Source organism: Mesorhizobium sp. USDA 4413 (genome assembly GCF_056280365.1).
This window is the reverse complement of record NZ_JBVPRP010000001.1, coordinates 3211686-3236195: the sequence shown is the minus strand read 5'-3', so window position 1 is coordinate 3236195 and position 24510 is coordinate 3211686. Positions and strand designations below refer to the sequence as shown.

Here is a 24510-nt window from a genome sequence, read left to right as displayed (position 1 = left end):
GTACCGGATGCTTGATCCAGGCGAACCCGGAAGCTTTTCAGAACCGCTCAACAACCAGCTGAGCAGAATTGTCAAAAGCTCTTAGTAGTCGTCGCTCTTTTCCGGCGGCACCAGACCTTCGATGCCCGCGAGCAGGTCTTCCTCGCTCATGCGATCGAAAGCGATGTTTTCCTCGGCGTCGTCGGCGTCGGCCGCGACAGCGGTCGCGCCGGTCTGGTCGGTGATCGCCTCGCCCTCGGCCTCCGGCTCGTCGACCTCGACATGCTTCTGCAGCGAGTGGATCAGGTCTTCCTTGAGGTCGTCGGGCGACAGCGTCTCTTCGGCGATCTCGCGCAGTGCGATGACCGGGTTTTTGTCATTGTCGCGCGGAACGGTGATCTGCGCGCCCTGGCTGATCTGGCGGGCGCGATGGCCGGCGAGCAGCACGAGTTCAAAACGGTTGTCGACCTTGTCGATGCAATCTTCAACGGTTACGCGGGCCATGGACTGCCCCTTTCATGCGATGGATTTGATGGAAAGCTGACGCGCTCCATAACGCGGGCGCGGGCGAAATACAAGCTTTATGGCGCCGGCGCCGGCTTTGCGGCCTGTTGCCCGGCTCACCATCGGAGCGCGCGATGATGGCGCTCACATAGTCGCGATCACAATTGCTTGCAATGCCGGCCCTGCCCTTGGATATCCACAAATTGCGCGTTATCTCGAATGTGACGGCAGCGAGGTCCATTTGTCGGACCTATTCGTCACACGCTTTTAGACGACAGAAATTTTCGAAAGGGATGTTTTTCAATGTTCGATCCCCGTGAAAAGATCGCTCTTTTCATCGACGGCGCCAACCTCTACGCCACGTCCCGCGCGCTGGGCTTCGACATAGACTACCGCAAGCTTCTTTCGAGCTTCCAAAAGCGCGGCTATCTGCTGCGCGCTTACTACTACACCGCGCTGGTCGAGGATCAGGAATATTCCTCGATCCGGCCGTTGATCGACTGGCTGGACTACAATGGCTTCAAGGTGGTGACGAAGCCCGCCAAGGAATTCACCGACTCGACCGGCCGCCGCAAGATCAAGGGCAATATGGACATCGAGCTGACCGTCGATGCGCTGGAGCTCGCCGATGTCGTCGACCATTATGTGATCTTCTCCGGCGACGGCGACTTCCGCACGCTTGTCGAGGCGCTGCAGCGGCGCGGCCGCAAAGTGTCGATCATTTCGACCATGGCTTCCCAGCCGCCGATGATCTCCGACGATCTGCGCCGCCAGGCCGATCATTTCATCGACCTGATGACGCTGAAGAGCGAGGTCGGCCGCGATCCGTCCGAGCGGCCGGTGCGCCGGCCGGAACCCGCCGAAGTCGACGAGGACGATTATTGACGGACTGCGGCCTTGAGCGCCGCTCCCTCCCCGGAACCCAGCCGTGACTGCCCGCTCTGTCCCCGGCTGCATGATTTTATCGCCGCATGGCGCGAGCGTGAGCCGGGCTGGTTCAACGCGCCGGTGCCGACATTCCTGCCACCGGAAGGGGAGAATTCCGTCAAACTCCTGATCGTCGGGTTGGCGCCCGGCCTGCGTGGCGCCAACCGCACGGGACGCCCCTTCACCGGCGACTATGCCGGCGACCTGCTCTACGGCACGATGATCGCGCATGGCCTGGCGCGCGGCGAGTTCAAGGCAAGGCCGGATGACGGGCTCGAGCTTGTCGGCACGGCGATCACCAACGCGGTGCGCTGCGTGCCGCCGGAGAACAAGCCGGTGGGCGCCGAAATCGCGACCTGCAGGACTTTTTTGAAACCCACCATCGCGCGCTTCTCTAACCTTCGCGCCATACTGACGCTGGGTTCGATCGCGCACCAGTCGACAGTGCGGGCGCTGGGCGAGCGCGTCGCAGCCTTTCCGTTCCGCCATGGCGGGCGGCAGGAAGCCGGCGGCGTCGCGCTGTTTTCCAGCTATCACTGCTCGCGCTACAACACCAATACGGGCGTGCTGACGGAGGAAATGTTCGTCAACGTGTTCAGGGAGATCGCGGCGTTCCTGAAGAGCTAGATTCAGGCGCGAACAATTCGGCCAGCGTCTCGCGGCTGCCCTTCAGAACGTTCAGGTCGACATCGCCTTCGATACCGTCGACGCGGCCCATATTGTGATACTGCCAGTAAACCCAGCCGTTCTCGCGTGGCCTCATCGCCAGCGAACGCAGCCAGCGCTGACGGGTCATGATGCTGCCGGAATAGGCAACGGCCGCTTCGTCGGTCAAATAGAAGATCGCCTGTTTGCCGAATGCTGCCTCGACCGGGCCGAGGAAAGCGGCAAGCTCGGCGTTCAACTGCTCGGGCGATGGACGCTGCGGACAATTGCCGCCGAATTCGATGTCGACCACCGGCGGCAAGAGCGGCTCGCCGCGCGGCACCACCGCAATGAAGTTCCTCGCCTGATCGGCGCCTGGGCGGCAGAAGGTGAAGAAGTGATAGGCGCCGACCGCGAGGCCCGCGGCGCGCGCCTCGCGCAGGTTCGTCGCGAACAGGGTGTCGACATGGGTGCCGCCTTCGGTCGCCTTGATGATGGCGAAGGCGACATCGTCGGCCGCGACGCGCGGCCAATCGATCTTTCCCTGATGGTGGGAGACGTCGATGCCCCGGATCGGGAATTCCTCGCGATCGGGCGAAAAGCCACGGAACCAGAAGAAGGCACCCGCCGCCACTGCACAGGCGACAACCACGCCGGCGAGGCCCCAGAACACAATCCGCTTGCCCAAGACCATCCCCCGTCGGAAGGCGCGTACGCGCCGGACCGGAGAACCGGCCGGCGGCTTTTTTCAGGCGATCGGGTGCGGCGAGCTCGGAAGCTCAGCCGCGCTCCTTCAGCAGCCGACCCTTTTCGCGCGACCAGTCGCGCTGCTTTTCGGTCTCGCGCTTGTCGTGCAGTTTCTTGCCCCGGGCAATCGCGAGCAGCAGCTTGGCGCGGCCGCGATCGTTGAAGTAGATTTTCAGCGGCACCAGCGTCATGCCCTCGCGCTCGACGCTTTGCGAGAGTTTGGCCATCTCGCGCTTGGAGACCAGCAATTTGCGGCGCCGGCGCGGCTCGTGGTTGAAGCGGTTGGCCTGCAGATACTCCGGCAGATAGGAATTGATCAGCCAGATCTCGCCGCCCTCGGCCGAAGCGTAGCTCTCCTGGATGTTGGCCTGGCCCTGGCGCAGCGACTTGACCTCGGTGCCGGTCAGCACCAAGCCGGTCTCGATCGTGTCGAGCACCTCATAGGAAAAGCGCGCCTTGCGGTTTTCGGCGACCGTCCTGTTGTTGGGGTCGGCTTTCTTGACTTGATTCATAATGCGGAGAGGTGGCGCCTCATCCCTAATTAATCAAGCCGGCGTGCTTCAGCGCCGCGTCGAGCCTCTCGGCGGTCGAAGCTTCGACCGTCACCAGCGGCGAGCGGACCACGTTCTCGATCTTGCCCAGCTTCGACAGCGCGTATTTGGCGCCGGACACGCCAGGCTCCATGAAGATCGCCTTGTGCAGCGGCAGGAGACGATCCTGCAGCTCGAGCGCCTTGGCACTGTCGCCCGAGAGCGTCGCTTCCTGGAACTCGGCGCAGAGCCGCGGCGCGACGTTGGACGTCACCGAGATGCAGCCGACACCGCCATGGGCGTTGAAGCCAAGCGCGGAAGCATCCTCGCCGGAGAGCTGGATGAAATCCTTGCCGCAGGTCATGCGCTGCTCGGAAACACGTTCGACCTTGCCGGTGGCGTCCTTGACGCCGGCGATGTTCTTGAAGTCGTGGCGCAGCCTGCCCATCGTCTCGGGCGTCATGTCGATCACCGAGCGCGGCGGGATATTGTAGATGATGATCGGCAGGCTGGTCGCGCGGGCAACGGCGGCGAAATGCTCATAAAGGCCGCGCTGCGTGGGCTTGTTGTAATAAGGCGTCACTACAAGGGCGGCGTCGGCGCCGGCCTGTTCGGCATACTTCACCAAGCCGACCGCTTCCTCGGTGTTGTTGGAGCCTGCGCCGGCCACGACCGGCACCCTGCCCTTGGCCACCTCGATGGTGACCTTCACGACATGGCGGTGCTCCTCATGCGAGAGCGTCGGCGACTCGCCGGTGGTGCCGACGGGAACGAGACCCTTGGTGCCCTCGGCGATCTGCCATTCGACGAAAGCGCGAAAGGCTTTCTCGTCGAAGCGCCCGCTCTTTTCGAACGGTGTCACGAGCGCGGTGAGCGAGCCTCTCAGCATATCGTCCAAACTCCTTGGAACTTTGTTCGTTTGTGCAAGTCGTTACCCCCAAGCCGGTTCCCCAGTTTTGGGCGACATGCGTCGGCATCTTATTTGCGCGCCTTTTAACCGAAAGCGAAGCCGCGCACCATAGTCTCGACATTGTTCAGCGGCAAGGATCACCATGGTGCCAGCACGCGCAATTCGAACGGCCTCGATAACCTTTTGTTTACGAGCCCTTCACGACCTAAGTTTAGGCTTCGCATCGGGTTCTCAAGTGCCCGCGCCTGCTGACAATGTGCTAGGATCGTAAAATGCCGACGAGGCGGCCTCATCTCTTCGCGCTTTTGGGCGCGATCGTCGCGCTGACGCCAGGCATGGCGATCGGCGGCAGCGTCGACGCGCGCATGACGGCCTCGATCCCGGCTCCCAAGTCCCCGCAACCGCCCGGCCCCGCCGCGCCGTCAACCGACATAGCGCACCTCAAGAGCGGCCTCGACGCGCTTGCAGCCAACAACATTGCCGGCGCGCGCAATGCGCGCGACACACTGCCCGCCATTTCGCTCGCCCGGCACATCCTGGCCTGGGCGATCGCTCTCTACGGCGGCGACCAGGTGCCGAGCGGCGAGATCGCCGATGCCGCCAAGATGCTTCCCGGATGGCCGGGTACGATCGCGCTACGCAAGAACAGCGAGCGCGCGCTCTATCGCGAGAACCCGCCGCCGCAAGTGGTGGTGCAGGCCTTCGGCCGCAGCCAGCCACTGACGCCGGAGGGCGTCATCATCCTTGCCCGCTCGCAGGTGGCGCTTGGCAACCAGGCGGCGGCGCGCGCAGTGCTGGTGCCGTTCTGGCGCAGCGAAAAGCTGGAAGCCAAGGATGAGAATGCCATTATCAAAGAGTTCGGCACGCTGATTCCGGCGGCCGACCATCGCTACCGCATGGAGCGCATGTTCTATGCCGACCGGCCAGCCTCGGCGCTGCGGGTCGCCGGCCTCGCTGGGGCACAGCCGCTGGCGGATGCCTGGGCGGCCGCCGGCAAGGGCGACAAGAACGCCGCCAAGCTGTTGAAGGCGGTGCCCGCGGCGCAGCGCTCGGCGGGCTATTTCTTCGCCGAGGCGGAATATCTGCGCAAGCAGCGGAAATTCGCCGATGCCGCTGCTGTCGTGATGAAGGCGCCGACGAACCGCGATTCGCTGGTCGACCCCGATGCCTGGTGGGTCGAGCGCCGCGTGCTGTCGCGCGAGCTGGTCGACCAGGGGGACATGAAGACCGCCTACAAAATCGTCTCCATGCATGCGGCCGAAAGCCCGGCCAATGCCGCCGAGGCCGAGTTCCACGCTGGCTGGTATGCGCTGCGCGGCCTCAACGACCCGGCGACGGCGGCCAAACATTTTTCGCGCATCGCCGAGCTCGCGCAGGGACCGGTGTCGCTGTCGCGCGCCTATTATTGGCTCGGCCGCGCGGCGGAAGTCGGCGGCCCAGGCAGCGCCAAGGACTATTTCACACGCGCGGCCAGCTACGGCACGACCTTCTACGGCCAGCTCGCGGGCGAGCGCGTGGGCTTGAGGACGCTCAACATCGCCTATCCGAAACCGAGTGCGGCCGACCGCCAGAGCTTCGACGGCCGCGAGGCGGTGAACGCGATCAAGCGGCTGCAGGAGGCGGGCTATGACCGCTACGCCGAAACGCTCTACCGCGACCTTGCCGGGCAACTGACCAGCCCGGGCGAACTGGCGCTGCTTGCGCTGCTGGCCGAAAAGCAGGGGAACCATTTCATGGCGCTGAAGGTCGGCAAGATCGCCGCGCAGCGCGGCATCGATGTCGGTGCGCTGTCGCACCCGCTGGGTGTCATTCCCGATTCGGCCAATGTTTCGGGGTCCGGCAAGGCGCTTGCCTATGCCATCGCCCGCCAGGAAAGCGAGTTCAACGTCAGCGCCGTCTCCAGCGCCGGCGCGCGCGGCCTGCTGCAACTGATGCCGGGCACCGCCAAGCAGTTGGCGAAGAAGGCCGGCATGACCTTCTCGCAGGCGCGGCTGACCACCGACGCCGGCTACAACGCGACGCTGGGCTCGGCCTTTCTCGGCGAGCAGCTCGACCGCTTCAGCGGCTCCTATGTGCTGACCTTCGCCGGCTACAATGCCGGCCCGAACCGCGCCGCCCAATGGGTGGCGAAATACGGCGACCCGCGCGGCAAGGACGTGGACGCGGTCGTCGATTGGATCGAGCGGATTCCCTACACAGAAACAAGAAGTTACGTGCAACGCGTGATGGAAAATTACGAGGTCTACAAGATGCGTATTTCGGGGAAATACGACATCGTGGGGGACCTTGTGAACGGACGGAACTGAGCAGCGTCCTTCTCTTCTCCCGTTGTTGTGGGAGAAGCATGGATCGGCGCGTAGCGCCGAGACGGATGAGGGGTGTTCCAGGGAACACCAACGTCTCACTCCGCTGGAACACCCCTCATCCGTTCGGCGACACCTTCTCCCACAAGGGGAGAAGGAAAAGAGCCTCCCATTTGACGATCCCTGCCCTCGCCTGTAGCTGTCGGCCACCCCCAAGCGAGGAGCAGTATTCCGATGGCGAGCGACGAAGGCTTTTCCGACTTTTTCTACGCCGCACCTGACGGCCTGAAGCTCCATGCCCGGATCTATGGCGAGGGCAACAGCGGCTGGCCGGTCGTCTGCCTGCCTGGCCTCACCCGCAATGCCCGCGACTTCCATGAACTGGCCCTCTACCTTTCAAGCAAGACGAAGAGCCGGCGCAAGATCATCGCCTTCGACTATCGCGGCCGCGGACAATCCGACCACGACCCCGATATCGGCCACTATAATGTCGGGGTCGAAGCCGGCGATGTGCTTGCCGGACTGTCTGCGCTCGGCATCGAGCAGGCCGCCTTCATCGGCACCTCGCGCGGCGGCCTGATCATTCATGTGCTCGGGGCATTGAAGCCGGCCGCACTGAAAGCCATCGTGCTGAACGACATCGGCCCGGTGATCGAAGCGGAGGGCCTCGCCCATATCCGCTCCTATCTCGACCGCGCGCCGAAAGCGAAGACTTTCACCGAGGCGGTGGATGCTCAGCGCCGTGTGCATGGCGCCGACTTTCGGGCACTCACCGATGCCGACTTGGCGCGGATGGTCCGGGCGATCTGCCGCCAGACGGAGGCCGGCTGGGTGCCGGATTTCGATCCGGCCCTGATCGACACGCTGGCCGGCATCGACTTCGGCAAGCCGCTGCCGGACCTGTGGCCGCAGTTCGACGCTCTTACCCCCATCCCGCTGCTTGCCATTCGCGGCGCAAACTCGAAACTGCTTTCCACGGCGACGCTCAAGGAGATGCAGGAGCGGCATCCTGGTATGCAATCGATCACCGCCGAAGGCCAGGGCCACGCCCCTTTCCTCGAAATCGGAGACCTGCCCGAGAAGATCGCCGTATTTCTCGATCGGGAAGAAAATCAAGTCAAACAAAAGTAAAGCCCGAGACTATATCGGCCTCGAGCTTTATCACGAAATATAGATTTCTGCCGGCCGGCGAGGCGGATGCGACCGGCCTATTCGCCTTTCGAGCGCTTGCGGGACACCTTGACCGGTTCCGATCCTTTCGCTTTCCGAGACGATCGGGCGGGGGTCGGCGTGGTCAGGGGCGACGCGAACACGGAGTTCTCCGCCGGCCGCGGCGGGGCTTCATCGCCGCGCGGCTTCTCCAGAACGACGACACAGCCATCGAGATCGTTGGTGGCAAGATGCGCGTAACGCATGGTCATCGACAGTGTCTGGTGGCCCAGCCACATCTGGACGCGCCTGATGTCGATCCCGCCCTGGACGAGACGTGACGCGCAAGTGTGACGCAGGATATGGGGCACCACCTGCTCGTCGGCGCCGAGACCGACTTCCGTCTTCGCCTCGTTCCAGATCGCGCGATACTGCGCTTGGGTCAGCACGGCGAACGGGCCTTTCGGCCGGCGCCCTTCCGTGCTCGGCGGCAGCTTGATGACTTCCTTGACGCGTTCGGTCATCGGAATGGTGCGGCTGCGGCCGGATTTGGTGATCCAGAAAGAGACCCGGTGCTCCTGGATGTCATTCCAGATCAGGCCGAGCGCCTCGCCGAGACGGCAGCCGGTATCGACCAGGAAGACTGAAAGCCGGTAGGCATCTTCGCTGCGGCTCCTGATCGCCGCGAACAGCCTTGCCTCTTCGTCCCTTTCGAGGAAACGAATCCGTCCCGCCCGCTCCTTCTGGCGGCGGAACTCTGGCAGGCTGTGGATATCTCCCATCTTATGCGCCTTACGCAGCAATTTGCTGAGGGCAGCCATCTTGCGATTGATGGTTGCATTGCTGTTGCCGCGTTGGCGCAACGTACCGATAAGATTGTCCAGGGTGTTCTGGTCAAAGGTGCTGAAACGCTCTCCAAGCAGGATCTCGTCTATTTCACCGATGAACGAGCTGACATTGTATTTGTGCCGCCCGTCGTCCCAGAGTATATCTCGATAAGCTGCGAAAAGCTCCCCGATCCTGTACGACTTTACTTCTCTGATCTTGTTGTAGGTGTATCGAAAATTCGAATTCTGAGAAGAAAATACCGCAAAATGACCAGAGGCCTCGGCCTCTTGAACCGCTTCGTTCGACATTTCTAGCCACACCCCCTGTGGTTAAGGGGTTCAGCCCTAACCGCTCGGGAGCATCCTTTCAAGAGTTTTGATCACGCAGTTGTGATTCCATCCACCAAGAGGCGGATCCCACGAAACCATCCTACGGGATCATCAGCTTACCGTTTCACCCCCATCCTTTCGTTAGTGTTGACCAATCGCGAAACGAAACGGCCCGGGCGTGTAAGCGCCCGGGCCGGATTTCACCTGTAGGGTTCCAGCCCTTAGAAGTCGCGCTGGAAGCGGAGGATGCCGCCGACGCTGTTCTTCTTGGTGGCCGGCGTCCAGGAGAAATTCTCCGGACCAGCATCGCCAAAGCGACCTGCATGCAGGTAGTCCACTTCAGCCGTGATGGTGAAGCCAGGAACGGCAGTGTAGGCAACGTTTGCCGCCACGCCGACGTTCTTCCAATCGTCAGCCGAGGCCTGGATGTTGAACGAGGCCTTCTCGCTGAACTTGTAGGAGCCACCACCCCACACAGCCCAGTTGCCGCCCCACGGCTTGTAGAAGCCGCGACCGCCCGCATAGTGGAAGTAGGTGGTGTCATTGAGATTGTCGTCCGTGCCATAGCCGGCCATGATGAACAGCGACAAGGCGTCGCTGACATTCACGTCCAAGCGGACCTTGCCGGACACTTCCTCGTAGTTGCTGTCATAGGCGATGACGCCGGTGATCGCGCCCCAGCCCTGCGTCCACTTCACGCCACCGACGATGTGCGGAACATAGGAGTCGATCGCGCCTGCGCCGTAATAAGCGCCATAGTGAGTGCCGTCCACCGGGGTGCCGGCGCCCGAGCCTTCTTCGAGCGAGACCACGGCCGAGAAGCCGTTGCCGGCGTCGAAGTAGTACTGCACGACGTTGGTGTCGAAGCCGCCATAAGGGATCAGCGTATCCTGGATGACGTTGCCGGCGTAGCCGATGAACGTATCGAAGGCCGATTCGTCCTTACCGACGCGCAGACCACCCAGCTGGATCCAGGCAAAGTTCAGCGAGCTGGAGTTGCCGGGGGCATTGACGAAAGGCGAAGTGTCGGAGTTGCTGTTGCCGAAGTTGAAGCGGGTCTCGGTATAGGTCTTCAACGTGCCGAGCTCGGTTTCCTGGCCGGTCCAGGTCTTCAGCGTGAAGCGGGCGTTCTTCTTCCAGGTGCCCTGGTCGTCGCCGTCCCTAACGTCGCCGCTGCGGGCACCGTCGAAGGAACCAAGGTCGCCGCCGGCGATGTCATAGCGGACATAACCGCCGATGCGCAGGCAGGTCTCGGTGCCCGGGATGTAGAAGTAGCCGGCGCCGTAGACGTCGCAGATCTTGACGTATTCGGCCGGTTCCGGCTCGGCGACGGTCACCGCGTCGGCGGCGCGAGCACCGGAAACTGCGACGAGAGCCGCAGCTGAGCCGAGAAGAAGGCTCTTGATGTTCATTTTCTGACCTCCAGTCAAAAGTTAAAAAACGGGTCTGGGTATTTTTTGCTGAAGGACAGCGTTCCCTGCCCCATCCCCACTACCGAAAAAGATGCGCACCGCGCCGCTCCTTCGAAGCTGACATTACCCATGAGCCGGCGCCGTTCAACCACGATCGTACCGCCGCGAGGGCTATCCGGGTGCTATCGCGGGGCGTTGTTGCACAAATGACACGATTTGGCCTCACTCAGAAAGCTCTCGTTAACCATCGAGGCCAGCGAGACAATCGAATCCGGGCGAATCCGGCGATCGGCCGGCTGAATTGCGGCGTCCCGGCGAGTCGCCCTGTCTGCTTGTTGCCGCAGAATCGCCTTGCGAAGGGGCTTGTTGCGCATAGCGCAGGGGAAGATGGCGGAGAGGATGGGATTCGAACCCACGAGAAGCTTTTGACCTCTACTCCCTTAGCAGGGGAGCGCCTTCGACCACTCGGCCACCTCTCCGTCGCGCCGCTGGATAAAGAAAAGCGCGGGCACAATCAACAAGCCGGCGCCATAATCGCCGAAAAATCGTCTGGCCGGCAGCTTCGGAAGGGGTGGAGCATCGGCATCGCATTCGGCCAGACGTGGCGGATCGTGACTTGTGGGCCTTTTCGGGCCAGGTAGCGGCGCCTTCACTGGAGCGCCATCGTAGACCGGAAACGGACACGCAATCGCCGGCAGACGCCCTTCGCTTCGCTGTACCGGAGCAAAAAATAGCCTGTTAACAAGGCGTTGCCCAAAATTTCGGTCGAAAGTTCACATCGCTTGCGTTCGATTCTGACTGGAGGTCAGAAAATGAACATCAAGAGCCTTCTTCTCGGCTCAGCTGCGGCTCTCGTCGCAGTTTCCGGTGCTCGCGCCGCCGACGCGGTGACCGTCGCCGAGCCGGAACCGGCCGAATACGTCAAGATCTGCGACGTCTACGGCGCCGGCTACTTCTACATCCCGGGCACCGAGACCTGCCTGCGCATCGGCGGCTATGTCCGTTACGACGCCGCTGGCGGCGACCTCGGTTCGTTCGACGGTGCCCGTGGCGGCGACGTCAAGACCGGCAAGGACCAGGGAACCTGGCTGAAGAACGAGCGCTTCACTCTGAAGACCTGGACTGGCCAGGAAACCGAGCTCGGTACGTTGAAGACCTATACCGAAATGCGCATGAACTTCGGCAACCACAACGCCGACTATGCGCCTTTCGTGAACGCGGCCGGGAACAAGGGCTTCGACCTGCATTTCGCTTATGTCCAGCTCGGCGGCTTGCGCGTTGGGTTAGACGAATCCGCCTTCGATACGTTCATCGGCTACGCCGGCAACGTCATCAACGATACGCTGATCCCCTATGGCGGGTTCCAGACCAACGAGATCCAGTACTATTTCGACGCTGGCAACGGCTTCTCGGCAGTGGTCTCGCTCGAAGAAGGCTCGGGCGCCGGCACCCCGGTGGACGGCACTCACTACGGCCATTACTACGGCGCGGGCACAATCGACTCCTATGTTCCGCACATCGTCGGCGGCGTGAAGTGGACGCAGGGCTGGGGTGCGATCACGGGCGTCGTTGCTTATGACAGTAACTACGAAGAAGTATCCGGCAAGGTCCGCCTGGACGTAAATGTCAACGATGCTCTGTCGCTGTTCATCATGGCTGGCTACGGCTCCGACAAGCATCTCAGCGACACCAGCTTCGTCGACTATGCAGGCGGTCGCGGCTTCTACAAACCGTGGGGCGGCAATTGGGCAGTGTGGGGCGGCGGCACCTACAAGTTCAACGAAAAGGCATCGTTCAACGCTCAGATTTCTGCTGACGAGTGGAAGAACCTCGGAGTTGCCGCAAACGTGGCTTACACTGTTGTTCCGGGCTTTACCGTCACGGCCGAAGTTGACTATCTCCATGCGGGCCGGTTTGGCGACGCTGGTCCGGAGAACTGGACCTGGACGCCAGCCACCAAGAAGAACAGCGTCGGCGGTATCCTCCGCTTCCAGCGCGACTTCTAAGCCCAGATACTTCTGGGTAGATAGGAAACCCGGCGGGCAACCGCCGGGTTTTTCATTGAGCGGCCCGGCTATGAGCGATTTCGCTGCCGCGCCCTGCAGCTCATCCGCAAACCGCTTGGCGATCCACGTCCGAAGCGGTGGTCGAAACCGTCAGAAATCGCGAACTTGTCGCAGCACCGCGCACGCTCGGACGGAAGCAAGCCGCGGCGCGATCGAAGCGTTATTTTTCAAGGATGGATTCGGTTCAGGTCAGTTGCGGCTGATTGCTGTTTGCCGAAACCGGCCGGATGCATCGAAGAACGGAACCCCGACGCGCTCTCAAGCCGCCTCCTGCGCGCCGCCATGCCCTCACCGTGGCTCTGCTGAAGATCAGGTGTCGGCGAGGTCGCCCAAGGCCTCAATCAAAGGCTGGATCTCATTTTCGTAGTTCTTCCAGCGCTTCACGGACGATTTGTAGATCGGCTGACGAACCTGCCAGCGGCTGGGGGTGGTGACCGCCCCTTCCCTGTCGAAGAAACGAAGGCATGCATCATCCCATGGCAGCCCGAGATAATCTATGAGCCGGCGCGACTGTGCCTCCTGGTCCTCCACAAGCGTCTCATAGCGATTCTCGAAGATACGGCCCGGGAAAACCTCGTTCCAGTGACGCATCAAGCGATCGTATTCGCGATAGTAGAGGCCTAGCGCCTGCAGGTCCGTATTGTAGCTGTGCGCTGAGCTGAACGGCAGGACATAGCACGATACGCAGTTATCAATGGCATCGCGGCGACAGTGAATGATGCGCGCCTTGGGAAAGAGCAGGGTGAGGAGGCCGATCAATTCGAAATTATGCGGCATCTTGTCGACGATGCGCTGCGCCCTCGGGGCGCGCTCCCGCAGATAGGAAAGGTGTTCTTCGGCCAAAGTCTTCGACAAGCCCTCGGTGATCGTCATGATCGGCTTGTTGAAATCCGAGACGGAGGGTTGCAGGCCGATTGCATTCGCAACCCGTCTCAGCTTGCTAAGCTCTCCGGCGCCATGAACCTCGGGATGGCTGGCGCAGATTTGTTCGGTAAGCGTGGTGCCCGAGCGCGGCATGCCCACCACGAACACAGGCGCTTCGGAAGGATTGCCGTAACCAGACCTTGCGGCAAACAACTCCGGCGTGAAGGTTTGAATCGTCAGATCTATGAAACGACGATACTGATCGATGTTGAATTTGTAACCTTCCGCTTGCTTCGCTTTCTTGAAATGGCCGAAGGCTTCCGCATAGCGCTTGAGGTCGTTTTCCACCTTACCGGCGGCGTAGTTGAGACTCGCTCTGGCCTCCGGCTTAAGCCCCGGACTGTTCAGCTCGCGAAGGATCGCCTGAAGTTCGGCGGGCTCCTCGGTGAACTTTTGGGTTTGCACAAGGTCGTAGTAGGCGGCCGCCGCATCGATGCGACGTTCGATCGCCTCTCTGAGATAGGAAGCGGCCTCATCCATGCGCCCGAGGCCAGTGAGCGCGGCCGCTATTCCGATCCGCGCCTTGGGATGGTCGCGATTGATCTTCAGCGCCTTCTCATACAGGGGCAAAGCCAAATCAGGTTTGTCGAACTGTGTGTAGACGCGCCCCAAGGCACAAAGCGCCTCGACGAGATCCGGCTGCACTTCCAATGCATACTGAATATGGTTGATCGCCGCCGAATATTCGCTCAGCTTGCCATAGGCCTCGCCGAGGCTGAGATGGTAATAAGGATTCTTAGGCTCCTCAGCGATTGCACGTCCGAAATAGCGCAGAGCCGCCTCGTCATCGTAGCCCAGACAAACGGTGCCCATAATGTATAGGGCCAGCGGATGGTTTGGCCTTCGAGCCAGCACTTGGAGGCATAGATCCTGCGCTTCATCCAGTCGTTTGGCTTGCTGATGCTCATAAGCTTTCATCAGCAACGCGTCGTCGGCCTGCGCGCGGGCAAGCGAATTTGCCTGCTGGAGGCTCGGCTGTGGCGGGCCTGCCTGGGGCCATCTGGGTTTCGGCATAGCGCCGGATTTGAGGTGTTTGGACCAGGCAGGCGGCAGACGATTGTTCATGGCGTCTGCTAGCAAAATGCAGCGACGGAATCCAGTCCAAGCTCTGTGTAGAGACTGCGGCTTGCAGCCATCCTCGCCTCACGCTAGCAAGAAGCCCCTTTTCTCACGCGAGCCTATGCCATGCTTCGTCGCCCTTCCCTCACGCCGATCATCGGTGCGCTTCCCACCACGGTGCCGTTCGTCGGTCCGGAGGCGCAGGAGCGCGAGCGCGGGCGGCCGTTCCGCGCCCGCATCGGCGCCAATGAAAGCAGTTTCGGCCCCTCGCCGCGCGTCATTGCCCGTATGGAGAGCGTCGCGCGCGACCAGTGGATGTATTGCGATCCCGACAATTACGAACTGAAGGTTGCAGCGGCCGCGCATCACGGCGTGGCCGTTGAAAATGTGGTCGTCGGCGAAGGCATCGACGGCCTGCTCGGCCTGGTGGCGCGCATGTATGTCGGCCCCGGCGACGCGGTGGTCACCTCGCTCGGCGCTTATCCCACCTTCAATTTCCACATTGCCGGCGTCGGCGGCCGCCTGGTGACGGTCCCCTATGCCGACGATAAGGAGGACCTGGACGGGCTTCTCGCCAAGGTCATCAGCGAAAAGGCGCCGCTGGTCTATCTCTCCAACCCCGACAATCCGATGGGAAGCTGGTGGGAAGCGCCGGATGTCGTCCGCTTCATCGAAGCGCTGCCCGAAACCACCATGCTGGTGCTCGACGAAGCCTATGGCGAGTTGGGACCGGCCTCGGCGCTGCCGGCGATCGATGTCGCGCGGCCGAACGTCATCCGCATGCGCACCTTCTCCAAGGCTTACGGACTGGCCGGCATACGCTGCGGCTATGCGGTCGCGGAAGCGGAGGTGATCCGCGATTTCGAGAAGATCCGCAACCATTACGGCGTCAGCCGCATGGCACAGATCGCCGGTCTCGAGGCACTTGCCGATCAGGACTATCTGCGTTCGGTGGCGGCGCGTGTGGCGGCAGGCCGCGAGCGCATCTCGGACATCGCCAGGCAGAACGATCTCAAGCCGTTGCCGTCGGCGACCAATTTCGTCACCATCGACTGCGGCCGTGACGGCGCCTTCGCGCTGAAGGTGATGCAGAAGCTCTTGTCGCGCGACGTGTTCATCCGCAAGCCGATGGCGCCAAGGCTCGACCGCTGCATTAGGGTCAGCGTCGGCCTCGACCATGAGCTCGACATCTTCGCCGAGGAACTGCCAGGCGCCCTGGCGGCGGCGCGGGGGAACTGACCGAACCTCGGTTGCATGCTTGCGGCTGCCAGCAGGCGCGCAAAGCCGGTTGCATTTGACCTTTCGTGCTCCAGATTGATGGGGAAGATTCTGGAGCGGACGATGCAATGTGAGCAAAGAGCCGTCCGGGCGCGCGTTTCCGGTACTGTGCAAGGTGTAAGCTACCGCGTCTGGACGCGCGGCGAAGCCATCCGTCTCGGGTTGACGGGTTGGGTGCGCAACGAGCGTGACGGCTCGGTGACCGCGCTGATTGCGGGCGCCGACGGCGCCGTCACCGCGATGATCGAACGCCTGTGGCAAGGGCCGCGGGGCGCGCTCGTCTCGAAGGTCGAGATCGAGGAGGTGGCCGACGACGCGGCGACGGATTTCCGGATCATCGTCTAGTCTCATCTCGCTTCCGCAAACCAGAGTGGATGATCATATAATGCACCTTGAATTAATTGAACGTTCGTTTTATTAATTCCATCGGAGGCGAACATGGCGCGCACAACAGGTTCCGACGGGGAAAAGACCGAAGCGGCCGTCCGCGAGGCGGCGGTCAACCTGATCGCGCGGCTGGGCTACGAGGCGATGTCGATGCGGCAGCTGGCGGCGGAGGTCGGCGTGCAGGCGGCAGCGCTCTATCGCTACTTCCCGACTAAAGAGGACCTTCTGTTCACGCTGATGCGTGAGCATATGGAAGGCCTGCTTGAGGCCTGGAGCGCAGTGCGGCCAGCCAACACCGATCCGGTAAGCCAGCTCGCCGCCTATGTCGAAAACCATATCGCTTTCCACATCGAACGGCGTCACGCCACCCATGTCTCCAACATGGAATTGCGCAGCCTGTCGCATGAAAGGCTAACGCAGATCCTCAAGATGCGCACGGCCTACGAAAAGGAATTGCGCAAGATCCTGCGCGACGGCGCCGAAGCCGGTGCTTTCGAGATCGACGATACAGGCCTGACCGCCATGGCGCTGATCCAGATGATGACCGGCGTCATCGTCTGGTTCCGTCCGGGCGAACGGCTGTCGATCGCTGAAGTCACGGCATCATATCTTTCGATGACAATGCGCCTGGTCGGCGCGACAATCAGCCATGGCACCGCGCGTCCTTTCGGCCGCGCCGGAGACGCCGTGGCACTCTGATACGGGCATGATCCCCGCCAAGGCCGGGGCATGCGCAGGGAGGAACGGCATGTACACGAACACGCTCAGCTTCGGACTTGATCCCGACATCGAGGCGCTGCGCGATACGGTGCGGCGCTTCGCCCAGGACAGGATCGCGCCGATCGCGGCCGAGATCGACCGCTCCAACGAGTTTCCCGCGCATCTGTGGGCCGAGCTCGGCGCGCTCGGCCTGCTCGGCATCACCGCCGATGCGGATTTCGGCGGCAGCGGCATGGGCTACCTCGCGCATGTCGTGGCGATGGAGGAGATTTCGCGGGCGTCCGCCTCGGTCGGCCTCTCCTACGGCGCGCATTCCAATCTCTGCGTCAACCAGATCAACCGCTGGGCAACGCCGGCGCAGAAGGAGAAGTATCTGCCCGCCCTTTGCTCGGGCGAAACCGTCGGCGCGCTGGCGATGTCGGAACCGGGCGCCGGCTCGGACGTAGTGTCACTCAGGCTGCGCGCCGAAAAGCGCGACGACCGTTATGTGCTCAACGGCTCAAAAATGTGGATCACCAACGGCCCGGACGCCGGAACGATGGTGGTGTACGCCAAGACCGATCCGGAGCGCCATTCGCACGGTATCACCGCTTTCATCGTCGAGAAGACGATGGCCGGCTTTTCGGTCGCGCAGAAGCTCGACAAGCTCGGCATGCGCGGCTCCAACACGGGCGAACTCGTCTTCGAGAATGTCGAGGTGCCGTTCGAGAACGTGCTGCATGAGGAAGGACGTGGCGTCGAGGTGCTGATGTCGGGGCTCGACTATGAGCGCGCGGTGCTTTCGGGCGGGCCGATCGGGCTGATGGCGGCCTGCCTGGACATCGCTGTTCCGTACGTGCATGAGCGCAAGCAGTTCGGCCACCCGATCGGTACGTTCCAGCTGGTGCAGGGCAAGCTCGCCGACATGTATACCACGATGAACGCCGCGCGGGCTTACGTTTATGCTGTGGCGGCCGCCTGCGACCGCGGCGAGACCACACGCAAGGACGCCGCCGGCTGCGTGCTCTTCGCGGCCGAGAAGGCGACGCAGATGGCGCTCGACGCGATCCAGCTTCTCGGCGGCAACGGCTATATCAACGACTATCCGGCGGGACGGCTGTTGCGCGACGCCAAGCTCTACGAGATCGGCGCCGGCACCAGCGAGATCCGCCGCTGGCTGATCGGCCGGGAGATCATGGCGGAGGGGTTGTGATGTCTCTCTCCGCCATCTCAGCCGAATGCCTTGGGCAGCTCGTCGGTCGGCTTGGCGACGATCTGATGCGCATCGCGCCACAGGACCTCGCGTTGACGCGCCGACGTGATCGGGCGCACCGGCAATCCGCCCTCTTCGATCAGCCAGGCGCAATAACGCGCACGACTGATCGCTTCCCTGGCGTCCGGATGGAACCAGCAGATGCCCCAGATCGAATTCCGGCGCTTGAAATGCCGGCCAACCCGGCCTGGAATGGGCAGATGCCGGTTGAACCAGTCGAACTGATCGTTCAGCTCGTTATGGATCCAGTCCGGACATCCGATCCGGTACAGGTACCAGGACGCATGAAAAAAGCCGGTCTCCACCCGGCTGTTCGGATGGATCAGCGGCGTTACAAACCGCAAATACATGATGACACCCACAGCGCCTGCGGGCGCCGTGTTCCTCTTGCTCAGAGTCGGGACGTGGAAGACCGCCCTTCGGCGGCGTCAGGCCATGGCCGAAGGGAGACATCTGGTGAAACGCATATCCATGCTTTCCATCGTCGCCTCCTGAGGGTGTCATACGTAAAAAAGATGCCGCGCCTAGCACGCAGCATCCGGGCGCGGGCTGTTACACTGGTTCCGCTACGGCATCAAGAGGTGTGAGGAACAAATTGGCCACACTGCAAACGCAGATCTCCCCTTCCTCCGACAGCTTCCGCGCCAATGCCGAGCGCATGCGAGCGCTGGTCGACGACATCGCCGAGAAGGCGGCAAGCGTCGAGCGCGGCGGCTCCGATGAGGCGCGCGAACGCCACGTCTCGCGTGGCAAGCTTTTGCCGCGCGAGCGACTGGCGCAACTGCTCGACACCGGCTCGCCCTTCCTCGAGGTCGGCCAGTTCGCGGCCTGGTCGATGTATGGCGAGGACATTCCGTCGGCCGGCATTATCACCGGCGTCGGCCGGGTCGAGGGGACGGAGGTGATGGTCGTCGTCAACGACGCGACGGTGAAGGGCGGCACCTATTATCCGCTGACGGTGAAGAAGCATCTCAGGGCGCAGGAGATCGCGCTGCAGAACAATCTGCCCTGTGTTTACCTCGTCGACAGCGGCGGCGCCAATCTGCCCAACCAGGACGAGGTCTTCCCCGACCGCGAGCATTTCGGCCGCATTTTCTACAACCAGGCCAACATGTCGGCGGCCGGCATCCCGCAGATCGCCTGCGTGATGGGGTCCTGCACGGCGGGCGGCGCCTATGTGCCGGCGATGTCGGACGAAACGATCATGGTGCGCAACCAGGCGACCATCTTCCTCGGCGGCCCGCCGCTGGTGAAGGCCGCAACCGGCGAGGATGTCAGCGCCGAGGAGCTCGGCGGCGCCGATGTCCACACCAGGCTTTCCGGCGTCGCCGACCACTACGCCATGGATGACGAGCATGCACTGGCCATTTGCCGGCGTATCATCCGGAACCTGAATCGAAACAAGGCTCTAAGCCTGAATTTGCAGAAGCCGATTCAACCGCTTTACGATCCGAGCGAACTCTACGGCATCGTGCCGACGGATCTGCGCCAGCCCTATGATGTGCGCGAGGTGATAGCGCGTCTCGTCGACGGTTCGGAGTTCGACGAGTTCAAGCAGAATTACGGCACGACTCTGGTTACCGGCTTCGCGCATCTGCATGGCATGCCGGTCGGCATCCTCGGCAACAACGGCGTGCTCTTCTCGGAGAGCGCGCTGAAAGGCGCGCATTTCATCGAGCTTTGCTGCCAGCGCGGCATTCCGCTGGTCTTTTTGCAAAACATCACCGGCTTCATGGTCGGGCGAAAGTACGAGGCTGGCGGCATCGCCAAGGACGGCGCCAAGCTGGTGATGGCGGTCGCTACCGCAAAGGTGCCGAAGCTCACGGTGATCATTGGCGGCTCCTTCGGCGCCGGCAATTACGGCATGTGCGGCCGCGCCTACTCACCCCGCTTCCTGTGGATGTGGCCGAACGCTCGCATCTCGGTGATGGGGGGCGAGCAGGCTGCGACGGTGCTTGCCATGGTCAAGCGCGAAGGCATCGAGCGCGAGGGCGGCGAATGGAGCGCCGAGGAGGAAGCCAAATTCAGGAAGCCGATCCTGATGAAATACGAGCATGAGGGTCACCCGCTCTATTCCTCGGCAAGGCTTTGGGACGACGGCATCATCGATCCGGCCAAAACGCGCGAGGTGCTGGCGCTCAGCCTCTCGGCGGCGCTCAATGCCGGCATCGAGGAGACGAAGTTCGGCGTGTTCAGGATGTAACGATGAGCACTTTCGACGACAGAATCCGCATCCACACTGGCGACATCACCAGGCTCGCGGTCGACGCGATCGTCAACGCAGCGAATTCTTCGCTGCTGGGTGGTGGCGGCGTCGACGGCGCCATCCATCGCGCGGCCGGCCCGGAACTCGTTGCCGAATGCCGCATGCTTCATGGCTGCAAGACCGGCGATGCCAAGCTGACCAAGGGCTATCGGCTGCCGGCGCGCTATGTCATCCACACGGTCGGTCCGGTCTGGCACGGCGGCGGCAAGGGCGAGGCGGAGATGCTCGCCTCCTGCTACCGACGCTCGCTCGAAATCGCCAACGCGCATGGCTGTCGCACGATCGCCTTCCCGGCGATCTCAACTGGCATTTACCGCTTTCCCAAGGACGAAGCGACCAGCATCGCCGTGGCCACGACAGCCGACTTCCTGAGACATAACACGGTGCCGGAGGTGGTTACCTTCTGCTGCTTCGACGACCAGACAGCGGAGCTTTACCGGCGCACCGTTGCTGGCGCCTGGGAGCGCTGAACTTATGCACCAAAGGATCCTTCAATACAGGCAAATGCGAATTCCCCGACGCCCGCTGGTGCAGAAAGAAAATATTCGCTATTCCTCATCTTGCACTGGGCAAATGGGGTTGGGTGAAAATGATCTTGAAACATTTCCGCAAGCTGATTATTTCGATACTTTCAGGATTTCTAATATTTGTCGCACCGGCCGCAGAGGCGACAGAATCACTGGCGGGCAAGATCGGCGACAAGCGGTTTGCTCCAAATTTGTCGCTGGATCCAAAGGAAGCCTGCTACAAAGCCTATCTTGGCTACATCGCGGCGGGCGGGCATTCGGCCTATGCGACAACTTTCTACTCCCGCGTCGTCGATCTTTACATAATCTGTGGAGCAAAACTCAATGCGCCGACCCAGAAGGCGGCGGAAGAGATCGCCTTGCGCAACTGCCAGTACGGCCTGAAAAAGTGGAAGGTCAAAACCGCGAGCGGCGGCTGCGCCATCGCCGCTTCGAAATAATAGGCGGGCGCCTGCAGGACTGGCGCCGCCCGACGCAAAGCCGGGAGGTTCCATGTTCGGCAAGATCCTGATCGCCAACCGCGGCGAGATCGCCTGCCGCGTCATCCGCACCGCCCGCAAGCTCGGCGTGCGCAGCGTGGCCGTCTATTCCGATGCCGATGCCCGCGCCCTGCATGTCGAGATGGCCGACGAAGCGGTGCGTATCGGCCCCTCGCCCGTCGGCGAAAGCTATCTGCGCGGCGACAGGATCGTGGCGGCGGCGCTCGCCACCGGCGCCGAAGCCATCCATCCCGGCTACGGCTTCCTGTCGGAAAACCCCGATTTCGTCGACCAGGTGACGGCGGCAGGCGTCGTCTTCATCGGTCCGTCCGCCGCCTCCATCCGCGCCATGGGATTGAAGGACGCCGCCAAACGGCTGATGGAGAAGGCCGGCGTGCCGGTGGTGCCCGGCTATCACGGCGAAGCGCAGGAAATCGTGCTGCTCGCATCCAAGGCGCGCGAGATCGGCTATCCTGTTCTGATCAAGGCACGCGCCGGCGGCGGCGGCAAGGGCATGCGGCGCGTCGACCACCCTGACGATTTCTCCGAAGCGCTGTCAGGCGCCCGGCGCGAAGCGAAAGCGGCGTTCGGCGACGATCGCGTGCTCGTCGAAAAATATGTCGACAAGCCGCGCCATATCGAAGTGCAGGTGTTCGGCGACAATTTCGGCAATGCGGTGCATCTTTTCGAACGCGACTGCTCGGCGCAGCGTCGCCACCAGAAGGTGATCGAGGAGGCGCCAGCCCCCGGCATGACGCCTGCGCTGCGCAAGGCGATGACGGAGGCGGCCGTGAAGGCCGCCAAGGCGATCCATTATTCCGGCGCCGGCACGATCGAGTTCATCGTCGATGCTTCCGAAGGCCTGAAGGCCGACCGCTTCTGGTTCATGGAGATGAACACGCGGCTGCAGGTCGAGCACCCCGTCACAGAGATGGTCACCGGCGTCGATCTCGTCGAATGGCAGCTGCGCGTCGCGTCCGGCGAAGAACTGCCGAAAACACAAGGCGAGATCGCGCTTGCCGGCCACGCCTTCGAGGCGCGCCTCTATGCCGAGGATGCCACGAAAGGCTTCCTCCCGGCGACTGGCACGCTGCATCATCTCAAGTTCCCCGACGCGGCGCCGGAAAATACCGCGATTCGCATCGAGACCGGCGTGCGCGCCGGAGATGCGATCTCGCCTTTCTACGATCCGATGATCGCCAAGCTGGTTGTGCACGGCAAGGACCGGGCAACGGCACTCAAGGCCCTGCGCGACATGCTAGCGCGGACGGAAGTGGCCGGCTCGACCGTCAACACCGCCTTCCTGGCGGCGCTTGCTGCCGACCCCGATTTCGCGGCGGGCGATGTCGACACCGGGCTGATTGGCCGTCATCAGGAGGCGCTTACCGCCATACCCGCGCCGAGCGACGAGACGATCGCCGCGGCGGCTCTGGCCGCGACGGACGCCGGCGCGCGGGGTCTAGCCGCCGATCCATGGTCTACCCTTTCGGGTTACGCGCATTTTCACACGCTCGCGCGCGCATCCGGCTGCGCCATGGCGAGGAAAACATCCTGGCCAGGGTTTCGGCGCGGCCGGACGGCCGCTTCCAGGTGGCGCTTGAGGCGCCGCATGACGCGGTGAACACGCATGATCTGAGGACCATGCCGCACACCGCTCGCTGGCCAGGCCATGTCACCGTCTTCGAAGGCGCGGTGAGTTATACGTTTGCGGTTCCCGATCCGCTGGCCGAGGCCGGCGAGGCCGGAGCCGCCTCGGACAGCCTGCGCGCGCCGATGCCGGGGCTGGTGAAGCTGGTGCGCGCCGCGGCAGGCGATGCCGTGATCAAGGGCCAGCCGCTTCTGATCCTCGAGGCGATGAAGATGGAGCACACGATTGCCGCCCCGCATGACGGGATGATCGCCGAGATCGCGGCCGAAGGCGCGCAAGTGAGTGACGGCACGGTGCTGGTGCGGTTTGTCGAGGACCGTCAAGTCTAAAATAAAAATGGCCGGGACAAGCCCGGCCATTTCGCCTGCACACAGAACGACTTACGGCTTGATCGGCGCGTATTTGCCGTCGTGCCACTGGTTGATGTCGTAGCTGGCGTTCTTCAGGTCGCCCTTCTCGTCGAAGATGACATCGCCGACGACGGTGCTGATCGGCTTGCCGTCCTTGAGAGCCTCGGCGACCTTGGCCGGATCGTCGGTGCCGGCGCGCTTGACGCCTTCGGCCACGGCCTGGATCACGGCATAGGAGAACAGCGTGAAGCCTTCAGGCGTGAAGCCGCCGGCCTTGATCTTGGCGACCGCGTCCTTCGCTTCGGGCTTGGCCTGCGGGTCCGACGGGAAGACGAACATGGTGCCTTCGCCGGCCGGGCCGGCGACCTGCCAGAATTCCGGCGAGGCGATCGAGTCCGGCATGATCAGCTGGAACTTGACATTCTGCTCGGCCGACTGACGCAGAATGAGGCCCGCTTCCGGATGGTAGCCGCCGAAATAGACGACGTCGGCCTTGAGTTCCTTCAGCTTGGTGACGAGAGCCGAATAGTCCTTCTCGCCGGCATTGATGCCTTCATAGTCGACCTCCTTGAGGCCGCCCGCGTTCATCGTCGCCTTCACTGCATCGGCGACGCCCTGGCCGTAGGCGCTCTTGTCGTGCAGGATGACGACGTTCTTGCCGGCATATTTCTTGGCGATCCACGGGCCGATGAAGGCGCCTTGCGCGTCGTCACGCGTATAAAGGCGCATGATGGTCGGCCAGCCCGCCTTGGCGGCGGCGTCGGTCAGCACCGGGTTGGACGAGGCCGGGGTCATCATCAGGGTGCCGGCTTCCGCATAGACGGCGGAGGCCGGGATGCTCGAGCCCGAGCACGCATGACCATCGACGAACTTGACGCCATTGGCGACGATGCGGTTGGCCACCGACACCGCCTGCTTCGGATCGCACTGGTCGTCCTCGATATCGAGCTTGATCTGCGAGCCGTTGACGCCGCCGGCGGCATTGATTGCGTCGGCGGCAGCCTGCGCGCCCTGCTTGAACTGGTCACCGATGGTGGCGAGCTGGCCGGTCATCGGGCCGACCACCGAAATGGTGATGTCGTCGGCGAAGGCAACCGGGGCGCTCATCATCAGGCCAAATGCGGCCGCGCTCAAAATACCCAATTTTTTCATGACTTTAAGAACTCCTCCACTTGCGCATGGCCGTCCGGGCCGCGCTTCTTTCACAGAGCCGGGACAATTTCACCCTTCGCTGGAACTGTCGAGAGGACAATTCGGAAGGTTTTGGTTCATTTCGGCCGGGATTCCTTGG

Annotated in this window: 21 protein-coding genes, 1 tRNA gene and 2 pseudogenes; 14 read left to right on the top strand and 10 right to left on the bottom strand. The window is 62.6% G+C overall.

What is annotated here, in order from left to right:
- Positions 1-81: 81 nt before the first annotated feature.
- Entirely contained in the window at positions 82-483 is a 402-nt protein-coding gene (gene rpoZ / locus ACVMIM_RS15430) for a DNA-directed RNA polymerase subunit omega (protein ID WP_041002102.1), read from the bottom strand.
- A gap of 303 nt (positions 484-786) precedes the next feature.
- Between rpoZ and ACVMIM_RS15425 the strand changes: the two genes are divergently transcribed.
- Together ACVMIM_RS15425 and ACVMIM_RS15420 are read left to right on the top strand one after the other, a co-directional pair.
- Positions 787-1368, top strand: a complete 582-nt coding sequence (locus tag ACVMIM_RS15425; protein ID WP_040984251.1) for a LabA-like NYN domain-containing protein — start codon at positions 787-789, stop codon at positions 1366-1368.
- A gap of 12 nt (positions 1369-1380) precedes the next feature.
- A complete protein-coding gene (locus tag ACVMIM_RS15420; protein ID WP_476112973.1) occupies positions 1381-2037 on the top strand; it encodes a uracil-DNA glycosylase in 657 nt (218 codons plus the stop codon).
- On the opposite strand, the gene ACVMIM_RS15415 is transcribed toward ACVMIM_RS15420, so the two are convergent.
- The 3 genes from ACVMIM_RS15415 to dapA all read right to left on the bottom strand — a co-directional run bounded on the left by ACVMIM_RS15415 (position 2006) and on the right by dapA (position 4221).
- Positions 2006-2749, bottom strand: a complete 744-nt coding sequence (locus ACVMIM_RS15415; protein ID WP_476112971.1) for a glycoside hydrolase family 25 protein — start codon at positions 2747-2749, stop codon at positions 2006-2008. The two genes, ACVMIM_RS15420 and ACVMIM_RS15415, sit on opposite strands and share 32 nt — an antisense overlap.
- Positions 2750-2834: 85 nt before the next feature.
- Positions 2835-3314, bottom strand: a complete 480-nt coding sequence (smpB, locus tag ACVMIM_RS15410) for an SsrA-binding protein SmpB (protein WP_041002108.1) — start codon at positions 3312-3314, stop codon at positions 2835-2837.
- 25 nt (positions 3315-3339) lie between these two features.
- The gene (gene dapA, locus ACVMIM_RS15405; RefSeq protein ID WP_476112967.1) at positions 3340-4221 is read right to left on the bottom strand and encodes a 4-hydroxy-tetrahydrodipicolinate synthase; all 882 of its coding nucleotides are present in this window, start codon (positions 4219-4221) and stop codon (positions 3340-3342) included.
- A 293-nt stretch (positions 4222-4514) separates the two neighbouring features.
- Between dapA and ACVMIM_RS15400 the strand changes: the two genes are divergently transcribed.
- Complete coding sequence (locus tag ACVMIM_RS15400; protein ID WP_476112966.1) at positions 4515-6548, top strand: lytic transglycosylase domain-containing protein; 2034 nt, start codon at positions 4515-4517, stop codon at positions 6546-6548.
- Positions 6549-6779: 231 nt separating this feature from the next.
- Positions 6780-7676 carry an alpha/beta fold hydrolase gene (locus ACVMIM_RS15395; RefSeq protein ID WP_476112965.1) on the top strand — a complete coding sequence of 299 codons (897 nt, stop codon included), beginning with the start codon at positions 6780-6782 and terminating at the stop codon, positions 7674-7676.
- 77 nt (positions 7677-7753) lie between these two features.
- Here the strand turns inward: ACVMIM_RS15395 and ACVMIM_RS15390 are convergent, their stop codons facing one another.
- The 3 genes from ACVMIM_RS15390 to ACVMIM_RS15380 all read right to left on the bottom strand — a co-directional run bounded on the left by ACVMIM_RS15390 (position 7754) and on the right by ACVMIM_RS15380 (position 10742).
- Positions 7754-8830, bottom strand: a complete 1077-nt coding sequence (locus ACVMIM_RS15390) for a tyrosine-type recombinase/integrase (protein ID WP_476112963.1) — start codon at positions 8828-8830, stop codon at positions 7754-7756.
- Positions 8831-9072: 242 nt separating this feature from the next.
- Entirely contained in the window at positions 9073-10263 is a 1191-nt protein-coding gene (locus ACVMIM_RS15385; RefSeq protein ID WP_476112962.1) for a porin, read from the bottom strand.
- Between the two features lie 388 nt (positions 10264-10651).
- Positions 10652-10742 (bottom strand) — tRNA-Ser (locus tag ACVMIM_RS15380).
- 333 nt (positions 10743-11075) lie between these two features.
- Here ACVMIM_RS15380 and ACVMIM_RS15375 point away from each other — a divergent pair.
- On the top strand, positions 11076-12269 hold the full coding sequence (locus ACVMIM_RS15375) for a porin (RefSeq protein WP_041002121.1): 1194 nt from the start codon (positions 11076-11078) through the stop codon (positions 12267-12269).
- A 369-nt stretch (positions 12270-12638) separates the two neighbouring features.
- Here the strand turns inward: ACVMIM_RS15375 and ACVMIM_RS15370 are convergent, their stop codons facing one another.
- The gene (locus tag ACVMIM_RS15370) at positions 12639-14318 is read right to left on the bottom strand and encodes a tetratricopeptide repeat-containing sulfotransferase family protein (RefSeq protein ID WP_476112961.1); all 1680 of its coding nucleotides are present in this window, start codon (positions 14316-14318) and stop codon (positions 12639-12641) included.
- A gap of 120 nt (positions 14319-14438) precedes the next feature.
- Here ACVMIM_RS15370 and ACVMIM_RS15365 point away from each other — a divergent pair, with 120 nt between their 5' ends.
- The 5 genes and pseudogenes from ACVMIM_RS15365 to ACVMIM_RS15345 all read left to right on the top strand — a co-directional run bounded on the left by ACVMIM_RS15365 (position 14439) and on the right by ACVMIM_RS15345 (position 17889).
- Positions 14439-15551 carry a pyridoxal phosphate-dependent aminotransferase gene (locus ACVMIM_RS15365; protein ID WP_476112960.1) on the top strand — a complete coding sequence of 371 codons (1113 nt, stop codon included), beginning with the start codon at positions 14439-14441 and terminating at the stop codon, positions 15549-15551.
- 102 nt (positions 15552-15653) lie between these two features.
- On the top strand, positions 15654-15935 hold the full coding sequence (locus tag ACVMIM_RS15360) for an acylphosphatase (RefSeq protein ID WP_476112958.1): 282 nt from the start codon (positions 15654-15656) through the stop codon (positions 15933-15935).
- A pseudogene (locus tag ACVMIM_RS15355) lies at positions 15895-16011 on the top strand (hypothetical protein); the annotation flags it as partial. The gene ACVMIM_RS15360 and the pseudogene ACVMIM_RS15355, both read left to right, overlap by 41 nt.
- A gap of 17 nt (positions 16012-16028) precedes the next feature.
- Complete coding sequence (locus ACVMIM_RS15350; RefSeq protein ID WP_476112956.1) at positions 16029-16676, top strand: TetR/AcrR family transcriptional regulator; 648 nt, start codon at positions 16029-16031, stop codon at positions 16674-16676.
- Positions 16677-16725: 49 nt separating this feature from the next.
- The gene (locus ACVMIM_RS15345; protein WP_476112954.1) at positions 16726-17889 is read left to right on the top strand and encodes an isovaleryl-CoA dehydrogenase; all 1164 of its coding nucleotides are present in this window, start codon (positions 16726-16728) and stop codon (positions 17887-17889) included.
- Between the two features lie 17 nt (positions 17890-17906).
- Here the strand turns inward: ACVMIM_RS15345 and ACVMIM_RS15340 are convergent, their stop codons facing one another.
- Positions 17907-18311 (bottom strand): hypothetical protein, encoded by a 405-nt coding sequence (locus ACVMIM_RS15340; protein WP_278049554.1) that lies wholly within the window; start codon positions 18309-18311, stop codon positions 17907-17909.
- Between the two features lie 233 nt (positions 18312-18544).
- Between ACVMIM_RS15340 and ACVMIM_RS15335 the strand changes: the two genes are divergently transcribed.
- From ACVMIM_RS15335 to ACVMIM_RS15320, 4 genes and pseudogenes are all read left to right on the top strand, one after another.
- Entirely contained in the window at positions 18545-20152 is a 1608-nt protein-coding gene (locus ACVMIM_RS15335; RefSeq protein ID WP_476112952.1) for a carboxyl transferase domain-containing protein, read from the top strand.
- Between the two features lie 2 nt (positions 20153-20154).
- The gene (locus tag ACVMIM_RS15330; protein WP_476112950.1) at positions 20155-20685 is read left to right on the top strand and encodes an O-acetyl-ADP-ribose deacetylase; all 531 of its coding nucleotides are present in this window, start codon (positions 20155-20157) and stop codon (positions 20683-20685) included.
- Positions 20686-20804: 119 nt separating this feature from the next.
- On the top strand, positions 20805-21182 hold the full coding sequence (locus ACVMIM_RS15325; RefSeq protein WP_476112948.1) for a hypothetical protein: 378 nt from the start codon (positions 20805-20807) through the stop codon (positions 21180-21182).
- A 52-nt stretch (positions 21183-21234) separates the two neighbouring features.
- A pseudogene (locus tag ACVMIM_RS15320) lies at positions 21235-23198 on the top strand (acetyl/propionyl/methylcrotonyl-CoA carboxylase subunit alpha).
- 51 nt (positions 23199-23249) lie between these two features.
- Here ACVMIM_RS15320 and ACVMIM_RS15315 read toward each other — a convergent pair.
- Positions 23250-24371, bottom strand: coding sequence for an ABC transporter substrate-binding protein (locus ACVMIM_RS15315; RefSeq protein ID WP_041002142.1), 1122 nt, complete (start codon positions 24369-24371; stop codon positions 23250-23252).
- Between the last annotated feature and the right edge of the window lie 139 nt (positions 24372-24510).